Genomic DNA, 15,054 nt, shown 5'->3' with positions numbered 1-15,054 from the left:
AGGTCGCCCTGTCCAAACTCGTCAACTCGCTCAAGGGGGTTTCGGCTCGGATGCTTCGTAAGGAATACAGCGCACACGTAGGCAAATACCTCTGGGGCGGACATTTCTGGTCTGGTTCCTACTTCGCTGGGTCGGTCGGCGGGGCGCCGCTCACCGTGCTCAAGCAGTACATCGAGCAGCAGAAACGACCTGTGTGAGTGAAACTGCTGCCGACAAACCTGAAAGGTCAGGGCACGCTCGCGCCCTAGCGGGCACTCCCACGTGGGCCTTCACCCCCGGCGTAACGCCGGAGCACTGGCCCACATTCTCGTAGATCGCGGGAAGTCCACGGGCCGTCGGCGTGTTGGAGGATGCGTGATAGAGGTGCCCGACTGGCTCGACCGACTGTCCGCGCGAGCCGTGCAGTTGCCCGTCCCCATGGGGATGCGGCCGCCCGCCGACGGCGGGCGTGTGGCGGCGGTGCTGATGCTGTTCGGCGAGGGGCCGCTCGGGCCCGACGTGCTGCTCATCCAGCGCAGCTCGCGCGGGCGCAAGCACGCGGGCCAGCCCGCGTTCCCCGGCGGCGGCGTCGATCCCGACGACGGCGGGCCCGTGGGCGCGGCGCTGCGGGAGGCCGAGGAGGAGACCGGGCTCGACCCGGCGGGTGTGACGGTCCTGTGCGAGATGCGCGAGCTCTACATCTGGCGCAGCGAGAACCGGGTCACGCCGGTGATCGGGTGGTGGCACGAGCCGTCCGCCGTGCACGCCGCCTCGCCGCACGAGGTCGAGTCGGTCGAGCGGGTGCCGATCGCCGAACTGGTCGATCCCGCCAACCGCTTCAAGCTGCGCCACCCGCGCGGATTCGCCGGGCCCGCCTTCCGGGTGCGCGGGATGCTGGTGTGGGGGTTCACCGCGATGGTGCTCGACACCGTGCTGCATGCCGGTGACCTGGCCAAGCCGTGGGATTCGAGCAGGGTGGAGGACATGCCGCCCGACATGCTAAATCTTGCGGCTCGTGGCTAGGGCGACGCCGAGCGAGGCCCAGCCGGCCACGTCGTCGTCCGGGTCGGCCGCCAGCAGGCGCAGCGCGTCGAGCCCGGCGGGATCGGGCGGGTCCCCGAGCACGTGCTGCAGGGCGTAGGCCGCGCCGTACCTGACCCGCGCGTCGGGGTGGCAGGCCAGCTCCATCACCGAGGGCAGCGCGCCTTGGTCGGCCAGGTGGCCGAAGGCGATCAGCACCGAGTAGAGCACCATGGCGTCGCTCTCGCTGGCGGCCAGGTAGCGCAGGATCGGCAGCGTCCTGTGCTTGAACGGCTCCAGCCTGCCCATGATGTCGACGCCCAGCAGCCGCTCGGCCACCGTCTGCGCCCCGCACAGGCGGCGGGCCTCGGTGAAAGCCTCAAGGTCCGCCCGCTCCTGCAGAACGGAGATCACGTGCCAGCGCACCGGCCCGTCAGGATCGGTGTCGCCTAGCGCTGCCTGGATGAGATCTCCAATGGGCGGCATGGCGCCCACCGTAGCCGGGCCGGTGACGCCGTCCTGGCCGAAGACGTGCACGCTTGACCGGATCGCTGGATACCTTTGAAGCGTGCGCGGTGATCTGCTTGACCTCATCTTGATCGGCCTCGTGATCGCCTTCGGCATCTCTGGCTACCGGCAGGGCTTCATCATCGGCGCCATGAGCTTCGTGGGCTTCGTCGGCGGGGCCGTACTCGGCGTCTTCATCGCGCCGCCCATCGCCAAGGCCGTCGTGGACGAGGACACGCCGCAGGCGCTGCTCGCGATCGTCATCGTGTTCCTGGCCGCAACGATCGGCCAGTTCGCCTCCTCCACCATCGGCGCCGTCGTGCGCAGCCACGTCACCTGGGAGCCCGCCAAGATGGCCGACGCGGTCGGCGGTACGTTCGCCAGCGCGCTGTCGGTGCTGGTGATCGGCTGGCTGATCGGGTCGCTGATCGTGTCGACCTCGTTCGCGCCGCTGGTGCAGCAGGTCAAGGACTCGCTGCTGCTGACCACCGTCGACGACGCGATCCCGCAGTCGGCGCGCAACTGGCAGCAGCCGTTCAAGAAGTTCATCGACCGCTCGGAGTTCCCGCCGGTCTTCGACGCGATCGGTTCGGGCCAGCTGGTCGACGTGCCGCCGCCCGCGCGCAGCATCCTGCAGGGCGCCAGGCTCGGCCGCGCCCAGAAGGCCATCGTGAAGGTGTCGGGCAACGCCGAGAGCTGCAACAAGCACATCGAGGGCACCGGCTTCGTCTACGCGGGCGACCGGATCATGACCAACGCGCACGTGGTCGCCGGCGTCACCCGCGAGCTGCAGGTCATCGACTACCAGAACAACCGCCACCCGGCCACGGTCGTGCGCTACAACCCGCAGCGCGACATCGCGATCCTCTACGTGCCCGGGCTGAACCTGCCGCAGCTGAGCTTCGACAGCGCCGGCAAGACCGGGCAGAACGCGATCATCGCCGGCTTCCCCAAGGGGCAGGGTTTCACCGCCGAGCCGGCCAGGATCAGGAGCAAGCAGCCGGCCGAGGGGCCCGACATCTACCGCAGTTCCAACGTCACGCGCGAGGTCTACGCCATCCGCGGCAAGGTGCTTCCTGGCAACTCGGGCGGCCCGCTGCTGACCGTCGACGGTCGCGTCTTCGGCGTGATCTTCGCCGCCGCGATCAGCCAGGAGGACACCGGCTACGTGCTGACGGCCGACGAGGTCAAGCCCGACGCCGACCAGGGCCGCAACGACACCACGCCCGCCGGCACCCAGGACTGCGACTAGCTCGGCAGGGCGGCGAGCACGGCGTCGATCGCCTCTTCGGCATCGGTGTCGGCGTCGAACCCTGAGGCGATGCGGCCCACCTCGTCGTAGGGCTCGCCGTACGACTGGACTCTGGCGGTGCCGCGGTTGAAGAGGGTCAGCGCGCCGCGGCCGTTGCCGCGCTGCAGGTGGGTGAGGCCGACGCAGATCTGCGCCAGGCCCTGCCACAGCTCGCGCTCGGGTGCGGGCGCGCACTTCCAGCGGCCCTCGAAGACCTCATGGGCGTTGAACGGCATGCCGTCGCGCAGGAACCGGCGCCCGTCGGCGAGCGCCTGCTCGGTGGTGGGCGCGTAGTCGTCGGGGACGCGCGGGACCCCGGTCGCGCCGTACGGCATGGGCCTGCCGTAGGCGTCGCGCGGCCGGGCGTTGCGCGGCCTGCCTTCTGAATCGCGGTCTCTCATCGGTCGGGCCCTATCTGTCCGGCTCGGGATCGGCCAGCCAGCCGAGCAGCTCGGCGTCGAAGGCCTCGGGGGTCTCCTCGTGCGGGAAGTGGCCCGCGCCCTCGATCAGCCGCCAGCGGTACGGCGCGGCCACGTAGCGGCTCGAACCCTGCGCGGTGCGGGGCAGGATGCACCGGTCGAGCGCGCCGTGCAGCTGCAACGTGGGCGCCTCGATCTCGGTACGCATGGCCCTGGCGTAGCGCAGCCCGTCGGGCCGCAACTGCGAGCGGCCGAACCAGCGGTGGTACTCAAGCGCGCAGTGGGCGACCTCGGGGATGCTGAACGCCTCCCGGTAGGTCAGCGCGGTCTCCTGGTCCGGCCGGCCCGGGCCCGACCACTGCTCGAGCAGGGCGCCGACCAGCGCGGCGTCCTTGCGAACGAGCCTGCGCTCGGGCAGGAACGGCAGCTGGAAGCCCAGGGCGTACCTGCTGAACTGGCCGAGGCGCAGTAGCGAGGCGCGCAGCCGCAGCGGGTGCGGGGCGGACACGGTGACCAGGCGGCGCACGCTCTTGGCGTCCATGACGGCCATCGTCCAGGCCAGCAGCCCGCCCCAGTCGTGGCCGACCACGATGGCGCCGGTCTCGCCCAGCGCCCGGATCAGCCCTGTCGCGTCGCCCGCCAGGGTGGGCAGGTCGTAGCCGCGGGGGGTCTTGTCGCTGCCGCCGTAGCCGCGCAGGTCGACCGCGACCGCGCGGTATCCGGCGGCGGCCAGCGAGGCGAGCTGGTGGCGCCAGGTCCACCAGAACTGGGGGAAGCCGTGCAGCAGCAGGACCAGCGGCCCCTCGCCCGCCTCGACGACGTGGAAGCGGGTGCCGCCGGCGTGCACGGCCCGGTGGGTCCAGGGGCCTTGGATCTGGACGACGGTCTCGTCAGGTGCCATCGAGTTTCACCGGCTCGGGTTCGGCTATCTCCTTGAGCTCCTTGAGCGAGCGGCCTGTCCGCTTCATCCCGGAAAGCCCCTTGAGCCGCCTGACCCCGATGAACACCAGGAGAGCGGCCACCAGCAGGTAGAACACCGTCACGATCAGGAAGGACAGCCAGGCGGGCAGGATCAGGGTGAGGGCGTACGCGATGGTGAACGAGGCCAGGATCAGGCACAGGTGCGCCATGAACGCGGCGGCGGCGAACAGGCCGGAGGCGGTGCCGACCCGCTTGGCGTCGAACCTGAGCTCGGCCTTGGCCAGCTCGATCTCGGAGCGGACCAGCGTCGAGATCTGGTTGCTCGCCTGGGCGACCAGCGAGCCCAGGGTTTCTTCCTCTTCGGGAGTCTGGGACATGCACGTCTCCTATCGGGGCGCCGTGCCCCTGTCAAACATCATCCAGCTCCACGGGTTCTGTTGCGCACCCGTATGTGAAGGAGCACCGCCGCCAGAACCGAAGCGATGAGGCTGGCCGCGAGGATACCCAGGGTCACACCGTCGGTCCGCGCCGGGTCGTCACCGAAGGCCAGGTCGCCGATCAGCAGCGACACGGTGAACCCGATCCCTGCCAGCAGTGACACCGCCGCCATGTCCCGCCAGTGCAGTTCCTCCGCCAGCCGGGCCAGGCCCAGCCGTACCGACAGCCATGCCCCGCCGAAGACGCCGACGAACTTGCCGATCACCAGCCCGGCCATCACCCCGATTACTACCCGATCTCCGAACATCATGCCGAAGCTGGAGGCGTTCAGCGCGACCCCGGCCGACAGGAACGCGAAGACCGGCACGGCCACGCCGGCCGAGATCGGCCTGATGTAGTGGTCCGCGGCCTCGGCGGGGGACCTGTCCTCGCCCTCGTCGGTCGACACGCGGGTCAGCAGGCCGAGCGCCACTCCGGCCACGGTGGCGTGCACGCCGCTGACCTCGACGAAGTACCAGGAGGCCACGGCCAGCGGCAGGTAGATCCACAGCCCCTTGACCCGCTTGTGCTGCAGGAACCCGTAGATCGCGATCAGCGCGACCCCGATGAGGAGCATCAGCGGGTTCAGCTCCTCGGAGTAGAACAGCGCGATGATCGTGATCGCGCCCAGGTCGTCCACGACCGCGCAGGTGAGCAGGAACGCCCGCAGCGAGGCCGGCATCGCGCTCGCGGTCACCGCGAGCACGGCCAGCGCGAAGGCGATGTCGGTGGCCGTCGGGATCGCCCAGCCGTGTGCGACCCCCGGCGTGCCCGCGGTCACCAGCAGGTAGACGATCGCGGGCACCACCATCCCGGCGATCGCGGCGATGATCGGCAGCGCGGCCTTGCGCAGGTTGGCCAGCTCGCCGTGGACGAACTCCTCCTTGACCTCCAGCCCCGCCACGAAGAAGAAGATCGTGAGCAGGCCGTTCTGCGCCCACCGGTACAGCTCGAGGTCCAGGTGCAGGGCGTGCGGGCCGACCACGGTCTCCTGCAGCGCGGTGTAGCTCTCGATCGAGACGTTCGCCCAGATCAGTGCCGCCACGGTGGCGGCCAGCATGACGATGCCACCGATCGTCTCCGTCCTGAGGGCCTCCGCGAGCGTGCGGGCATAGCGGACGGTAGGCCTGAATGGCCACTTCTCGGTGGCTCGGCGCACGGGATCCCCCTTGGCGGCTGGAATCAGAGGGACGGTCCCCCCAACACGCCGACCCGTCTTCCCGGCACACCCGCTACCACCCTATCGATACGCGTCTTGACGGCTATCCGGTGGTGTTGTGCAGGCGGACCAGCCGCAGCGACTCCTCGCGGTCGCGCGTGTCCAGCGCCTCGACCAGCGCCGCGTGGAGCTCGTAGCGCTCGGCCATGTAGGGCATCAGCGGCATCTCCCCGTCGGGCAGGACCGACAGCGTGTGCGACTCGATCAGGTCGAGCAGCGTGACGTACAGCGATCGCAGCAGCGAGTTGGGGCTGATCTCGGCGATGGCCGCGTGCAGCTTCCAGTTGGCGCGGATGAAGGCGTCGGGGTCCTCGGCGCGCACCGCGGTCCGCATGTCGGCCAGCCGGGCGCGCAGCTCGGCGATGTCGGCCGGGGAGGCGTGCCACAGCGCGTCCTCCACCAGCAGCGGGTCGAGCGCGTCGCGGATGCGGGCGGCCTCGGCGACGTCCGACACCTGCGAGTCCAGCGCCAGCATCGAGTGGCCGAGCCGGACCATCGGCGTCTGCTCGGCGGCGAACAGCCCGCCGCCCGGCCCTGGCCGCACGGTGACCAGCCCGCGGGCCTGCAGCAGGCGCAGGGTCTCGTTGAACGTGCCGACCGAGACGCCGCAGCGTCCGCGCAGCTCCTCCTTGGTGCCCAGCCGGGAGCCCGGCTCCGCTCTGGCCGCGAGCGCCGCGATCTGGTCGGCCGCCATCTCCGCCCGCGACAGCAGGCCCGCCCGGTCGCCGTCGCGCCGTCGCGGCGCGGGCGGCTCACCGGCGCCGTTCTCCGCTGCCATCGCACCTCCCATCGCTAAATGATTATGACAATTACCCTCGCACGTCTCACCCGATGGCGCAGCCCATCCCTCGTATCACCATAATCATCATGGCTAATACGATATTTCGCTAACCTGGGGGTTTTGTCCGTAAACTTCGCCGATGGAGCGTGGCTTCGCTCAAATCCCCCACCTAGGTGTGCCGCCCGGAGTGGGGTGAGTCACAATGGCAGCAGAGGAGGCAGAGTGAACACCGAAGACGTGCTGGGCAAGGCCCCCCTGTTCGCCGCGCTCGACCGTGAGAGCGCCGCGGCGCTGCGCACGAGCATCACCGAGGTCCAGCTCTCCAAGGGGCAGACTCTCTTCCATGAGAACGAGACGGGCGACCGCCTCTACGTCGTGCTCGAGGGCAAGATCAAGCTCTCCCGCCAGTCTCCCGACGGCCGCGAGAACCTGCTGAGCGTTCTCGGCCCGAGCGAGATGTTCGGCGAGCTGTCCCTGTTCGACCCCAGACCGCGCACCGCCTCGGCGACGGCGCTCACGGACGTACGGCTGGCCGGGCTCGGCCACGACGACCTGCGTCCCTGGCTGACCGGGCGGCCCGAGGTGGCGCTCCACCTGCTGCGCGCGCTCGCCCAGCGGCTCCGGCGCACCAACGACGTGCTGGCCGACCTGGTCTTCACCGACGTGCCCGGCCGGGTGGCCAAGCAGCTGCTCGACCTGGCCGACCGCTTCGGCACCAAGACCGAGGAAGGGCTGCGCGTCCACCACGACCTCACGCAGGAGGAGCTCGCCCAGCTCGTCGGCGCCTCCCGCGAGACCGTCAACAAGGCGCTGGCCGACTTCGCCCAGCGTGGCTGGCTCCGCATCGAGGCCAAGGCCGTGGTGATTCTCGACATGGACCGCCTGTACAACCGCTCGCGTTAGCGGTCCACACCCCCCAGGTAGTCCAGCTGTGCCCGGACCGACATCTCGGCGGCCGGCCACAGCGACCTGTCGACGTCGGCGTAGACGATCTCGACGATCTCGCCGGGCGTCCTGGCGCCCTGTGCCCGGGCCGCCCTGATCTGGTCGAGGCGCTCGCGGCGGTGCGCGATGTAGCCGTCGAGCGCGCCGATCGGGTCGGGCAGCACCGGGCCGTGTCCCGGCAGGAGCGCCTGAGCCTCCAGTTCCTCGGCGACCTTCCTGAGGAGGTCCAGGCTGCGCAGGTAGTCGGCCAGGCCGCCGTCGCCGGCGATGACCGTGGTGCCGCGGCCCAGGACCGTGTCGCCCGTGAGCATCGCCCGGTCCCTCGGCAGCCAGAAGCACAGGGAGTCGAAGGAGTGGCCCGGCGTGCCGTACACCCTGATCTCCAGGTCGTCGACGGTCACCACGTCGCCGTCGGAGAGCCCCTCGCTGCCCAGGCGGTGCTTGGGGTCCAGGGCACGGACCGGGGCGCCGACGAGCTCGGCGAAGCGCCTGGCGCCGCCGCTGTGGTCGACGTGGCCGTGGGTGAGCAGGATCTCGGTGACCCTGCGGCCCTGGAGATGATCGGCGACGCGGCGCAGGTGGGCCTCGTCCTCGGGGCCGGGGTCGACGACGACGGCGTCGCGGGTGCCGAGGATCCAGGTGTTGGTGCCGTCCAGCGTCATCAGCGACGGGTTGGGCGCCAGCAGGTTCTCGGCGTGGTCGGTGCGGGAGCCGTCGGGCGAGCCGATGGGGATGTGCAGGCCGCTCATCAGGTCATCAGCCGCATCTCGCCGTCGACCTCGACGGCCTTGGGGAGGATGGTGACGATCTCGCGCTCGGCCGCCAGCACCGACTCCACGCTGTCGTGGGCGGCCAGCTCGCTGAGCGTGTGGTAGGTGGGAGGCATCAGGAAGATCTTCCCCTCGTGGGCCAGCTCGATCGCCTCGGCCGGGCGCTGCCACGCTACCTTGTCGGCCTCGCCTCCCACGTCCCTGGTGCGCTGCCCGGCGGGCAGCACCGCGACGAAGAATCGGGTGTCGAACCGGCGGGTCTCGATCTCCGGCGTGATCCAGTGGGCCCACGGCTTCAGCAGGTCCGAGCGGAGCACCAGCCCGCGCTTGGCCAGGAAGTCGGCGAAGGCCAGACTCCGGTCGATCAGGGCGAGCCGGTCGGCCTCCCAGTCGTCGCCGGTGGTGTCCTCGACCACGGAATCCGGCCCCGGCCCTGCCAGCAGCACGCCGGACTCCTCGAAGGTCTCCCGTACGGCGGCGCACACCAGGCCGCGCGCCGTACCCTCGTCCGCGGCGAAGGCCTCGCCCCACTGCGCGGGAGTGGGGCCGGCCCAGGCGACCGCTTGATCGGTGTCACGCGGGTCCACCGAGCCGCCGGGGAAGACGTAGGCCCCGGCGGCGAAGGCCATCGTGGTCTTGCGCCTGAGCAGGTAGACCTCGGGTCCGGGACGCAGGATCACCACCGTGGCGGCATCGCGCGCCGTGACCGGCTCCAGGCGGCCCGCGTTGATCTCCCTGGCTCGATCGGCTAGTTCTTGCGGCAGCACGATTCCGGACACCAGACCTCCTTCTAGAACATCACTCGGTCATGGTGACATATCCGGGTATCAGCTGACTTCTGCGATCAGCTCCACTTCGACGGAAGCGTCCAGCGGCAGCGCCGCGACGCCTACCGCGCTGCGCGCGTGCACGCCCTTGTCTCCGAACACGTCGCGCAGCAGCTCGCTGGCGCCGTTGCCGACGCCCGGCTGGCCCGTGAAGTCCGGCGCGCTGGCCACGAACACCACGACCTTGACGATCCTGTTGACCCGCGACAGCTCGCCCACCTGGGACTTCAGCGCGGCGATGGCGTTGAGGGCGCAGATGCGGGCGTGGCCCTGCGCGTCCTCGGGCGTGACGTCGGCGCCGACCTTGCCCAACCCGGCCAGCTTCCCTTCGACCATCGGCACCTGGCCGGAGGTGTAGACGAGAGTGCCGGTCTGCACGGCGGGAACGTAGGCGGCCAGCGGCGGCACGACCTCGGGCAGCGTCAGCCCGAGCTCGGCGATCTTCTCCTCCGGAGTCACTGCTTCTCCCTCTTGAAGTAGGCGACGAGCTGCTCGGGGCTGGCGCCCTGGAGGATCTGCACCAGTTCCCAGCCGTCGGAACCGAAGTTGTCCAGGATCATCTTGGTGTTGTGGATCAACACCGGAGCCGTGAGGTACTCCCATTTCTTCATGCGGGTCAGCCTAGTGAGGCAGCTTCGCGAGCGAACCACCAGGCACGGCGTGACTGTGACCAATCTCAAAGGCCTGCACGGACGTTTCGGCAAATGACCGTTCGGTAGCCTTCAGGAGTGGAGTCCCGCGACACGGATTGGGACGGCGTGCGGCTGCACGTCGTCACCGGCAAGGGCGGCACCGGCAAGACCACCGTCGCCGCAGCACTCGCCCTGGCCCTGGCGTCCGGTGGCCGCAAGGTACTGCTCGTGGAGGTCGAGGGCAGGCAGGGCATCGCCCAGATCTTCGACCTGCCACCACTCCCCTACGAGGAGCGCAAGATCGCGGTGGCCCCTTCTGGCGGCGACGTCTACGCGCTGGCCGTCGATCCCGAAGAGGCCATGCTCGAGTACATGGAGATGTTCTACGGCATGCGCCGCGCGGGCCGCGCGCTGACCAAGATGGGCATCGTCGACTTCGCCACCACCGTCGCGCCCGGATTCCGCGACGTGCTGGTCACCGGCAAGACCACCGAGGCCGTGCGCAGGCGCGCCAAGAACGGCAAGCGCGTCTACGACGCCGTGGTGCTCGACGCGCCGCCGACGGGCCGCATCACGCGTTTCCTCAACGTCACCCAGGAGGTGGCGGGGCTGGCGAAGGTGGGCCCGATCAAGAACCACTCCGACCTGGTCAGCAAGGTCGTGAAATCCCCGGAAACGGCCGTGCACTTCGTCACGCTGCTCGAAGAGATGCCCGTCCAGGAGACGCTCGACGGGCTCACCGAATTGCGTTCGGCGGGGCTGCCGCCCGGCGGGATATTCATCAATATGGTGCGCGATTCACTGCTTCCTCAATCTGCTCTTGACACGGCTGTCAAAGGCCGATTCGACGTCGGGGAGCTCGCCCTCGGGCTCAAGGCGGCGGGCCTGGCCGACGGCCACGACGCGACGGCCATCGCCGAGGCCCTGTCGGCGGAGGTCGCCGAGCACGCCCGCCGTACAGAGCTCGAGCAGGACGAGCGCCGGTCGCTGACCACGGCGAACCTGCCGAGCTACGACCTGCAGCTGCTGGCCGACGGGGTCGACCTGGCCGGGCTGTACGAGCTGGCCGAGAGCATGCGCACCCAAGGAGCAGCGTGAAGAAGCCCCCGGTCCTCGACATCGACGCGATCCTGGACGACAAGGGCACCCGGATCGTGGTCTGCTGCGGCGCCGGCGGCGTCGGCAAGACCACCACGGCGGCCGCGCTGGGCCTGCGCGCCGCCGAGCGCGGCAGGTGCGCGGTCGTGCTGACCGTCGACCCCGCGCGGCGCCTGGCGCAGTCGATGGGGCTGACAGAGCTCGACAACACCCCGCGCCTGGTCGTGGAGAGCGAGAACGGCGGGCAGCTGTTCGCCATGATGCTCGACATGAAGCGGACCTTCGACGAGATCATCGAGGCCCACGCCGACCCCGAGCGGGCCAGGCAGATCCTGTCGAACCCCTTCTACCAGTCGCTGTCGTCCAGCTTCGCGGGCACGCAGGAGTACATGGCCATGGAGAAGCTGGGCCAGCTGCGCCGCTCCGACGAGTGGGACCTGATCATCGTCGACACCCCACCCTCCCGCTCGGCGCTGGACTTCCTCGACGCGCCCGAGCGGCTCGGCCGCTTCCTGGACGGGCGCTTCATCCGCCTGCTGACCGCCCCGGCCAAGGCCGGGGGACGCAGCGCGTTCAAGTTACTGAACGTGGGTTTCGGACTGGTGGCCGGCGCCATGACCAAGCTGCTCGGCGCCCAGGTCATCAAGGACCTGCAGACGTTCGTCTCCGCGCTCGACGCGGTCTTCGGTGGGTTCAGGCAGCGCGCCGAGATGACCTACAAGCTGCTGCAGGCGCCGGGCACGGCGTTCGTGGTGGTCGCGGCGCCCGAGCGGGACGCGATGCGTGAGGCGTCCTACTTCGTCGAGCGCCTGGCCGAGGAGCGCATGCCGCTGGCCGGCCTGGTGGTCAACCGGGTGCACCTGTCACCCGCGACCAAACTGTCGGCGGCCCGCAGCGCAGCGGCCGCCGAGGACCTGGAGTCGCGCGGCGAGCACGAGCTCACCTCGGCCGTGCTGCGCCTGCACACCGGCCGGATGCAACTGGCGGCGCGGGAGTCACGCGAGCAGGAGCACTTCGTCTCCGCCCACCCCACCGTGCCGGTCGCCCAGGTCAAGGCGATGCCGGGCGACGTGCACGACCTGGAGGGGCTGCGCGAGATCGGCGACCTGCTGGCCGCCGGAGCATGAAAACGCGGCCGGGGTGCTCTCCCCGGCCGCGTTTTCCAGGCTGGTCAGCCCGCGATCAGCTCGTTGGTCCGTTCGTACTCTTCCTTGGCGGACTCGAGCAGCTCACGCCACGAGTCCACGTCAGGCCGCCGCCTCAGCAGGGCCCGTCGCTCCCGTTCCGTCATACCGCCCCACACCCCGAACTCGATGCGGTTGTCCAACGCATCAGCGAGGCATTCGGTACGGACCGGGCATCCTCGGCAGATCAGCTTCGCCCTGTTCTGTGCGGCGCCCTGGACGAACAGAGCGTCCGGGTCCGCACCTCGACAGGCGGCACGGGAGGTCCAATCCGTGATCCACATTTTTCGACCCCACTCCCCTTAGGTGGTCAGTCGTCATTTGGGGCCGACGGGCGCGGGCGCCGAGCCTCCGTATTCAGTTGCCGCAGAGGAGAACGTACGCAACTACACGTTCGGGCCGACAGACCCCAGAGGACCAATTTCTCGCCCCAGTGTTGACCGGGAATGACTAGTCACCCCCGTCAGTCAAGGCGAAATGGGGTTCGGTTACCGATAACACCACTCTTTCCGCGTACCCTAGGGTCTGTGCAAGCTCAGGGCAAAGATCGTTCCTCCCCCGTCTTGAACGTCGTGCGGCTCATCGCCGCCGGCGCGGCCGCGGGCGTCCTGACTGCGGCCATTGCCCTGCCTGCCGTTGGCGGCGCCGGAGTGGCGGCCAAGTCGGGCATGCAGGAACTCAATCTCAAGCCCGAGGACCTCAACGAGCCTCCGCTGCCCGAGCGCACCAAATTGGTCGACGCCGGCGGCAAGAAGATCGCCGAGTTCTACTACGAGAACCGCCAGTCGGTGACGCTGGACAAAGTCGCCCCGATCATGCGCACGGCGCTGATCTCGATCGAGGACTTCCGTTACTACCAGCACGGCCCGATCGATGTCGAGGGTACGGCTCGCGCCCTGCTGAAGAACTTCACCGGCGGCGGCGTGGTCCAGGGTGGTTCCTCGATCACCCAGCAGTACGTCAAGCAGGTGCTGCTCAACGCGGCCGAGACCCCGGAGGAGCAGGCGGCGGCCATCGCCCCCACGCTCTCCCGCAAGCTCAACGAGCTGCGCTACGCCATGGCGATCGACAAGAAGTACTCCAAGGACCAGATCCTGGAGAAGTACTTCAACATCGCCTACTTCGGCGCCGGCGCGCACGGCGTCCAGGCCGCGGCCAAACGCTTCTTCGGCAAGTCGGCCGCCGACCTGGACCTGGCCCAGGCGGCCACGCTGGCGGGAGCCGTACAGAACCCCAACAGGACCGACCCCAACGTCAGCAAGCAGTCCAGGGCGCTGCTGCTGGCCAGGCGCAACGTCGTGCTGGACAGGATGGCCCAGCTCGGCAAGATCACGCCGCAGGACGCCGCGGCGGCCAAGGCCAAGCCGCTGGGGTTCAAGGACGTCAAGGTGGCCGGCGGGTGCGAGGCCAGCAAGTACCCCTACTTCTGCCTCTACGTCCAGAACGACATCCTCAACAACGACGACTTCGGCAAGACGCCCAAGGAGCGGCTACGCCTGCTGCAGCGCGGCGGTCTGACGATCAAGACGACGATCGACCCGAAGATGCAGGAGGCGGCCGAGAAGGCGATCAAGAAGTACGTCTTCAAGTCCGACAAGCAGGTCGCCTCGCAGGCGATGATCGTGCCCGGCACCGGTGAGATCAAGGCGATGGCGGCCTCGCGTCCCTTCGGGCGCGACAAGAAGGACAACGAGATCAGCTACAACGTCGTGGCCGACGCCGCGCACGGCGGAGGCGGCGGCTTCCAGCAGGGCTCGACCGCGAAGGCGTACACGCTGGCCACGGCGCTGGAAGAGGGCTACAAGTACAACGACGGCTTCCCCGCCTCCTCCTACCAGGCCGGCAGCTACGGCGACTTCAGGAACTGCAAGGGCGACCGGGTCGGCGACCCCTCGGCCACGATCAACAACTCCAGCGAGAGCGAGGGCGGCTTCAAGACGCTGCAGACCGGCACCTGGGGCTCGGTCAACGCCTTCTTCATGCGCCTGGAGCAGAAGGTCGGGCTGTGCAAGGTCGTCAAGATGGCCAAGCGCCTCGGACTCCACCGCTCCGACGGGCAGAAGCTCGGCGAGTACGAGACCTTCACCCTCGGCATCAACGAGGTCGACCCCGTCACCGTCGCCAACTCCTACGCGGTCTTCGCCTCCCGCGGCCAGTACTGCAGGCCGCTGGCCATCACCGAGGTCACCGACAGGAACGGCAAGGTGACCCAGTACAAGCCGAAGTGCTCGGAGGTCCTGGAGCCCGAGGTCGCCGACGCCGTCAGCGGCATCCTGCAGGGCGTGTTCACCAAGGGCACCATGAGCGGCGTGGGCGGCATCGGCCGCGACGCCGCCGGCAAGACCGGGACCACCGACGAGTACATGACCGCCTGGTTCGCCGGCTACACGCCGAACCTGTCCTCGGCCGTCAGCGTCGGCGACCCGCGCGGCGCCTACAAGCACCCGCTGCGCGGCGTCACCATCGGCGGGCGCTACTACGGCAGCGTCTTCGGCGCCTCCATCCCCGGCCCGATCTGGAAGGCCGCGATGCTCAAGGCGCTGGAGGACGTCGAGCCCGCCAGCTTCACGGAGGTCGACAGGTCACGCTTCGGCGGCTGCGGCGACAACTGCGCGCCCAAGCAGCCGAAGAAGAAGGACCCGCAGGACCCGAACGCCGACCCGTTCGACCCGTTCAACCTGGACCCGAACGGCAACAACGGCGACCCCAACGGTAACAACGGTCACGGCCACGGCCGCGGCGGCACCACGCCGATCACCCCGGCCAACTGACCTGACGCGAAAGGCCTCCGCGCTTCCACGCGGAGGCCTTTCGCTTTTCCGTACGGCGGGGCATCGCTTTCCCACCCAGGCGGTCAAGCGAGCGCGCGTTACGGCGAGGAGCCGTCAGCCCTCACGACCGGCCATGACAGAGCCCGGCTGGCGTCGGCGCGTGCGCGTAGGGGCGGCTTGCCGTACATCCAGCCCTGCCTGAGGGCGCGCGTA

Annotated in this window: 18 protein-coding genes; 7 read left to right on the top strand and 11 right to left on the bottom strand. The window is 69.5% G+C overall.

Annotated elements, in window-relative coordinates; genetic code table 11:
- Both tnpA and KIK09_RS14170 read left to right on the top strand, forming a co-directional pair.
- On the top strand, positions 1-197 hold a 197-nt coding region (tnpA, locus tag KIK09_RS14175; protein ID WP_214319563.1), incomplete at its 5' end, for an IS200/IS605 family transposase.
- Between the two features lie 157 nt (positions 198-354).
- The gene (locus tag KIK09_RS14170; RefSeq protein WP_308164078.1) at positions 355-1,002 is read left to right on the top strand and encodes an NUDIX hydrolase; all 648 of its coding nucleotides are present in this window, start codon (positions 355-357) and stop codon (positions 1,000-1,002) included.
- Here the strand turns inward: KIK09_RS14170 and KIK09_RS14165 are convergent.
- Positions 979-1,485, bottom strand: coding sequence for a HEAT repeat domain-containing protein (locus tag KIK09_RS14165; RefSeq protein ID WP_214319562.1), 507 nt, complete (start codon positions 1,483-1,485; stop codon positions 979-981). The genes KIK09_RS14170 and KIK09_RS14165 overlap by 24 nt on opposite strands.
- A gap of 82 nt (positions 1,486-1,567) precedes the next feature.
- On the opposite strand from KIK09_RS14165, the gene KIK09_RS14160 reads away from it, so the two are divergent.
- Positions 1,568-2,758: a MarP family serine protease gene (locus KIK09_RS14160; RefSeq protein WP_214319561.1), complete on the top strand. Its 1,191-nt coding sequence runs from the start codon at positions 1,568-1,570 to the stop codon at positions 2,756-2,758.
- Here KIK09_RS14160 and KIK09_RS14155 read toward each other — a convergent pair.
- The 5 genes from KIK09_RS14155 to KIK09_RS14135 form a co-directional block, all read right to left on the bottom strand.
- Positions 2,755-3,198: a DUF309 domain-containing protein gene (locus tag KIK09_RS14155; RefSeq protein WP_214319560.1), complete on the bottom strand. Its 444-nt coding sequence runs from the start codon at positions 3,196-3,198 to the stop codon at positions 2,755-2,757. The two genes, KIK09_RS14160 and KIK09_RS14155, sit on opposite strands and share 4 nt — an antisense overlap.
- 10 nt (positions 3,199-3,208) lie before the next feature.
- The gene (locus KIK09_RS14150; RefSeq protein ID WP_214319559.1) at positions 3,209-4,117 is read right to left on the bottom strand and encodes an alpha/beta fold hydrolase; all 909 of its coding nucleotides are present in this window, start codon (positions 4,115-4,117) and stop codon (positions 3,209-3,211) included.
- The gene (locus tag KIK09_RS14145) at positions 4,107-4,514 is read right to left on the bottom strand and encodes a phage holin family protein (RefSeq protein WP_214319558.1); all 408 of its coding nucleotides are present in this window, start codon (positions 4,512-4,514) and stop codon (positions 4,107-4,109) included. The genes KIK09_RS14150 and KIK09_RS14145 overlap by 11 nt, the downstream gene beginning before the upstream one ends.
- Positions 4,515-4,552: 38 nt before the next feature.
- Positions 4,553-5,773 carry a Na+/H+ antiporter NhaA gene (gene nhaA / locus KIK09_RS14140; RefSeq protein ID WP_214319557.1) on the bottom strand — a complete coding sequence of 407 codons (1,221 nt, stop codon included), beginning with the start codon at positions 5,771-5,773 and terminating at the stop codon, positions 4,553-4,555.
- Between the two features lie 103 nt (positions 5,774-5,876).
- A complete protein-coding gene (locus KIK09_RS14135) occupies positions 5,877-6,611 on the bottom strand; it encodes a FadR/GntR family transcriptional regulator (RefSeq protein WP_214319556.1) in 735 nt (244 codons plus the stop codon).
- Between the two features lie 225 nt (positions 6,612-6,836).
- Between KIK09_RS14135 and KIK09_RS14130 the strand changes: the two genes are divergently transcribed.
- Positions 6,837-7,517, top strand: a complete 681-nt coding sequence (locus tag KIK09_RS14130) for a Crp/Fnr family transcriptional regulator (RefSeq protein WP_214319555.1) — start codon at positions 6,837-6,839, stop codon at positions 7,515-7,517.
- On the opposite strand, the gene KIK09_RS14125 is transcribed toward KIK09_RS14130, so the two are convergent.
- The 4 genes from KIK09_RS14125 to sp36 are packed head-to-tail and all read right to left on the bottom strand — an operon-like array spanning position 7,514 to position 9,767.
- Positions 7,514-8,308 carry an MBL fold metallo-hydrolase gene (locus tag KIK09_RS14125; protein WP_214319554.1) on the bottom strand — a complete coding sequence of 265 codons (795 nt, stop codon included), beginning with the start codon at positions 8,306-8,308 and terminating at the stop codon, positions 7,514-7,516. The genes KIK09_RS14130 and KIK09_RS14125 overlap by 4 nt on opposite strands.
- A complete protein-coding gene (locus tag KIK09_RS14120) occupies positions 8,308-9,099 on the bottom strand; it encodes an NUDIX hydrolase (protein WP_214319660.1) in 792 nt (263 codons plus the stop codon). Before KIK09_RS14120 ends, KIK09_RS14125 begins: the two co-directional genes overlap by 1 nt.
- Before the next feature lie 57 nt (positions 9,100-9,156).
- Positions 9,157-9,615 (bottom strand): RidA family protein, encoded by a 459-nt coding sequence (locus tag KIK09_RS14115; RefSeq protein ID WP_214319553.1) that lies wholly within the window; start codon positions 9,613-9,615, stop codon positions 9,157-9,159.
- Complete coding sequence (gene sp36, locus KIK09_RS14110) at positions 9,612-9,767, bottom strand: Sp36 family protein (RefSeq protein WP_164904088.1); 156 nt, start codon at positions 9,765-9,767, stop codon at positions 9,612-9,614. The genes KIK09_RS14115 and sp36 overlap by 4 nt, the downstream gene beginning before the upstream one ends.
- Before the next feature lie 117 nt (positions 9,768-9,884).
- Here sp36 and bagA point away from each other — a divergent pair, with 117 nt between their 5' ends.
- Positions 9,885-10,886 (top strand): ATPase BagA, encoded by a 1,002-nt coding sequence (gene bagA / locus KIK09_RS14105; protein ID WP_214319552.1) that lies wholly within the window; start codon positions 9,885-9,887, stop codon positions 10,884-10,886.
- Positions 10,883-12,013, top strand: a complete 1,131-nt coding sequence (gene bagB / locus KIK09_RS14100) for an ATPase BagB (RefSeq protein ID WP_214319551.1) — start codon at positions 10,883-10,885, stop codon at positions 12,011-12,013. The genes bagA and bagB overlap by 4 nt, the downstream gene beginning before the upstream one ends.
- Positions 12,014-12,057: 44 nt before the next feature.
- Here bagB and KIK09_RS14095 read toward each other — a convergent pair whose 3' ends face one another.
- Positions 12,058-12,354, bottom strand: coding sequence for a WhiB family transcriptional regulator (locus KIK09_RS14095; protein ID WP_148036282.1), 297 nt, complete (start codon positions 12,352-12,354; stop codon positions 12,058-12,060).
- A gap of 288 nt (positions 12,355-12,642) precedes the next feature.
- On the opposite strand from KIK09_RS14095, the gene KIK09_RS14090 reads away from it, so the two are divergent.
- On the top strand, positions 12,643-14,841 hold the full coding sequence (locus KIK09_RS14090) for a transglycosylase domain-containing protein (protein ID WP_308164084.1): 2,199 nt from the start codon (positions 12,643-12,645) through the stop codon (positions 14,839-14,841).
- Positions 14,842-15,054 lie beyond the last annotated feature (213 nt).

This window comes from Nonomuraea sediminis, assembly GCF_018531495.1.
Taxonomy (GTDB): Bacteria; Actinomycetota; Actinomycetes; order Streptosporangiales; family Streptosporangiaceae; genus Nonomuraea; species Nonomuraea sediminis.
The sequence above is the reverse complement of the archived record's forward strand: the minus strand, read 5'-3'. Positions and strand labels throughout refer to the sequence as shown.

Excerpts from the sequence above, each read along its gene's own strand:
- sp36 (WP_164904088.1), bottom strand. The coding sequence starts at position 9,767 with ATGAAGAAATGGGAGTACCTCACGGCTCCGGTGTTGATCCACAACACC.
- KIK09_RS14095 (WP_148036282.1), bottom strand. The coding sequence starts at position 12,354 with ATGTGGATCACGGATTGGACCTCCCGTGCCGCCTGTCGAGGTGCGGAC.
- KIK09_RS14150 (WP_214319559.1), bottom strand. The coding sequence starts at position 4,117 with ATGGCACCTGACGAGACCGTCGTCCAGATCCAAGGCCCCTGGACCCAC.
- KIK09_RS14145 (WP_214319558.1), bottom strand. The coding sequence starts at position 4,514 with ATGTCCCAGACTCCCGAAGAGGAAGAAACCCTGGGCTCGCTGGTCGCC.
- KIK09_RS14125 (WP_214319554.1), bottom strand. The coding sequence starts at position 8,308 with ATGAGCGGCCTGCACATCCCCATCGGCTCGCCCGACGGCTCCCGCACC.
- KIK09_RS14155 (WP_214319560.1), bottom strand. The coding sequence starts at position 3,198 with ATGAGAGACCGCGATTCAGAAGGCAGGCCGCGCAACGCCCGGCCGCGC.
- KIK09_RS14165 (WP_214319562.1), bottom strand. The coding sequence starts at position 1,485 with ATGCCGCCCATTGGAGATCTCATCCAGGCAGCGCTAGGCGACACCGAT.
- KIK09_RS14135 (WP_214319556.1), bottom strand. The coding sequence starts at position 6,611 with ATGGCAGCGGAGAACGGCGCCGGTGAGCCGCCCGCGCCGCGACGGCGC.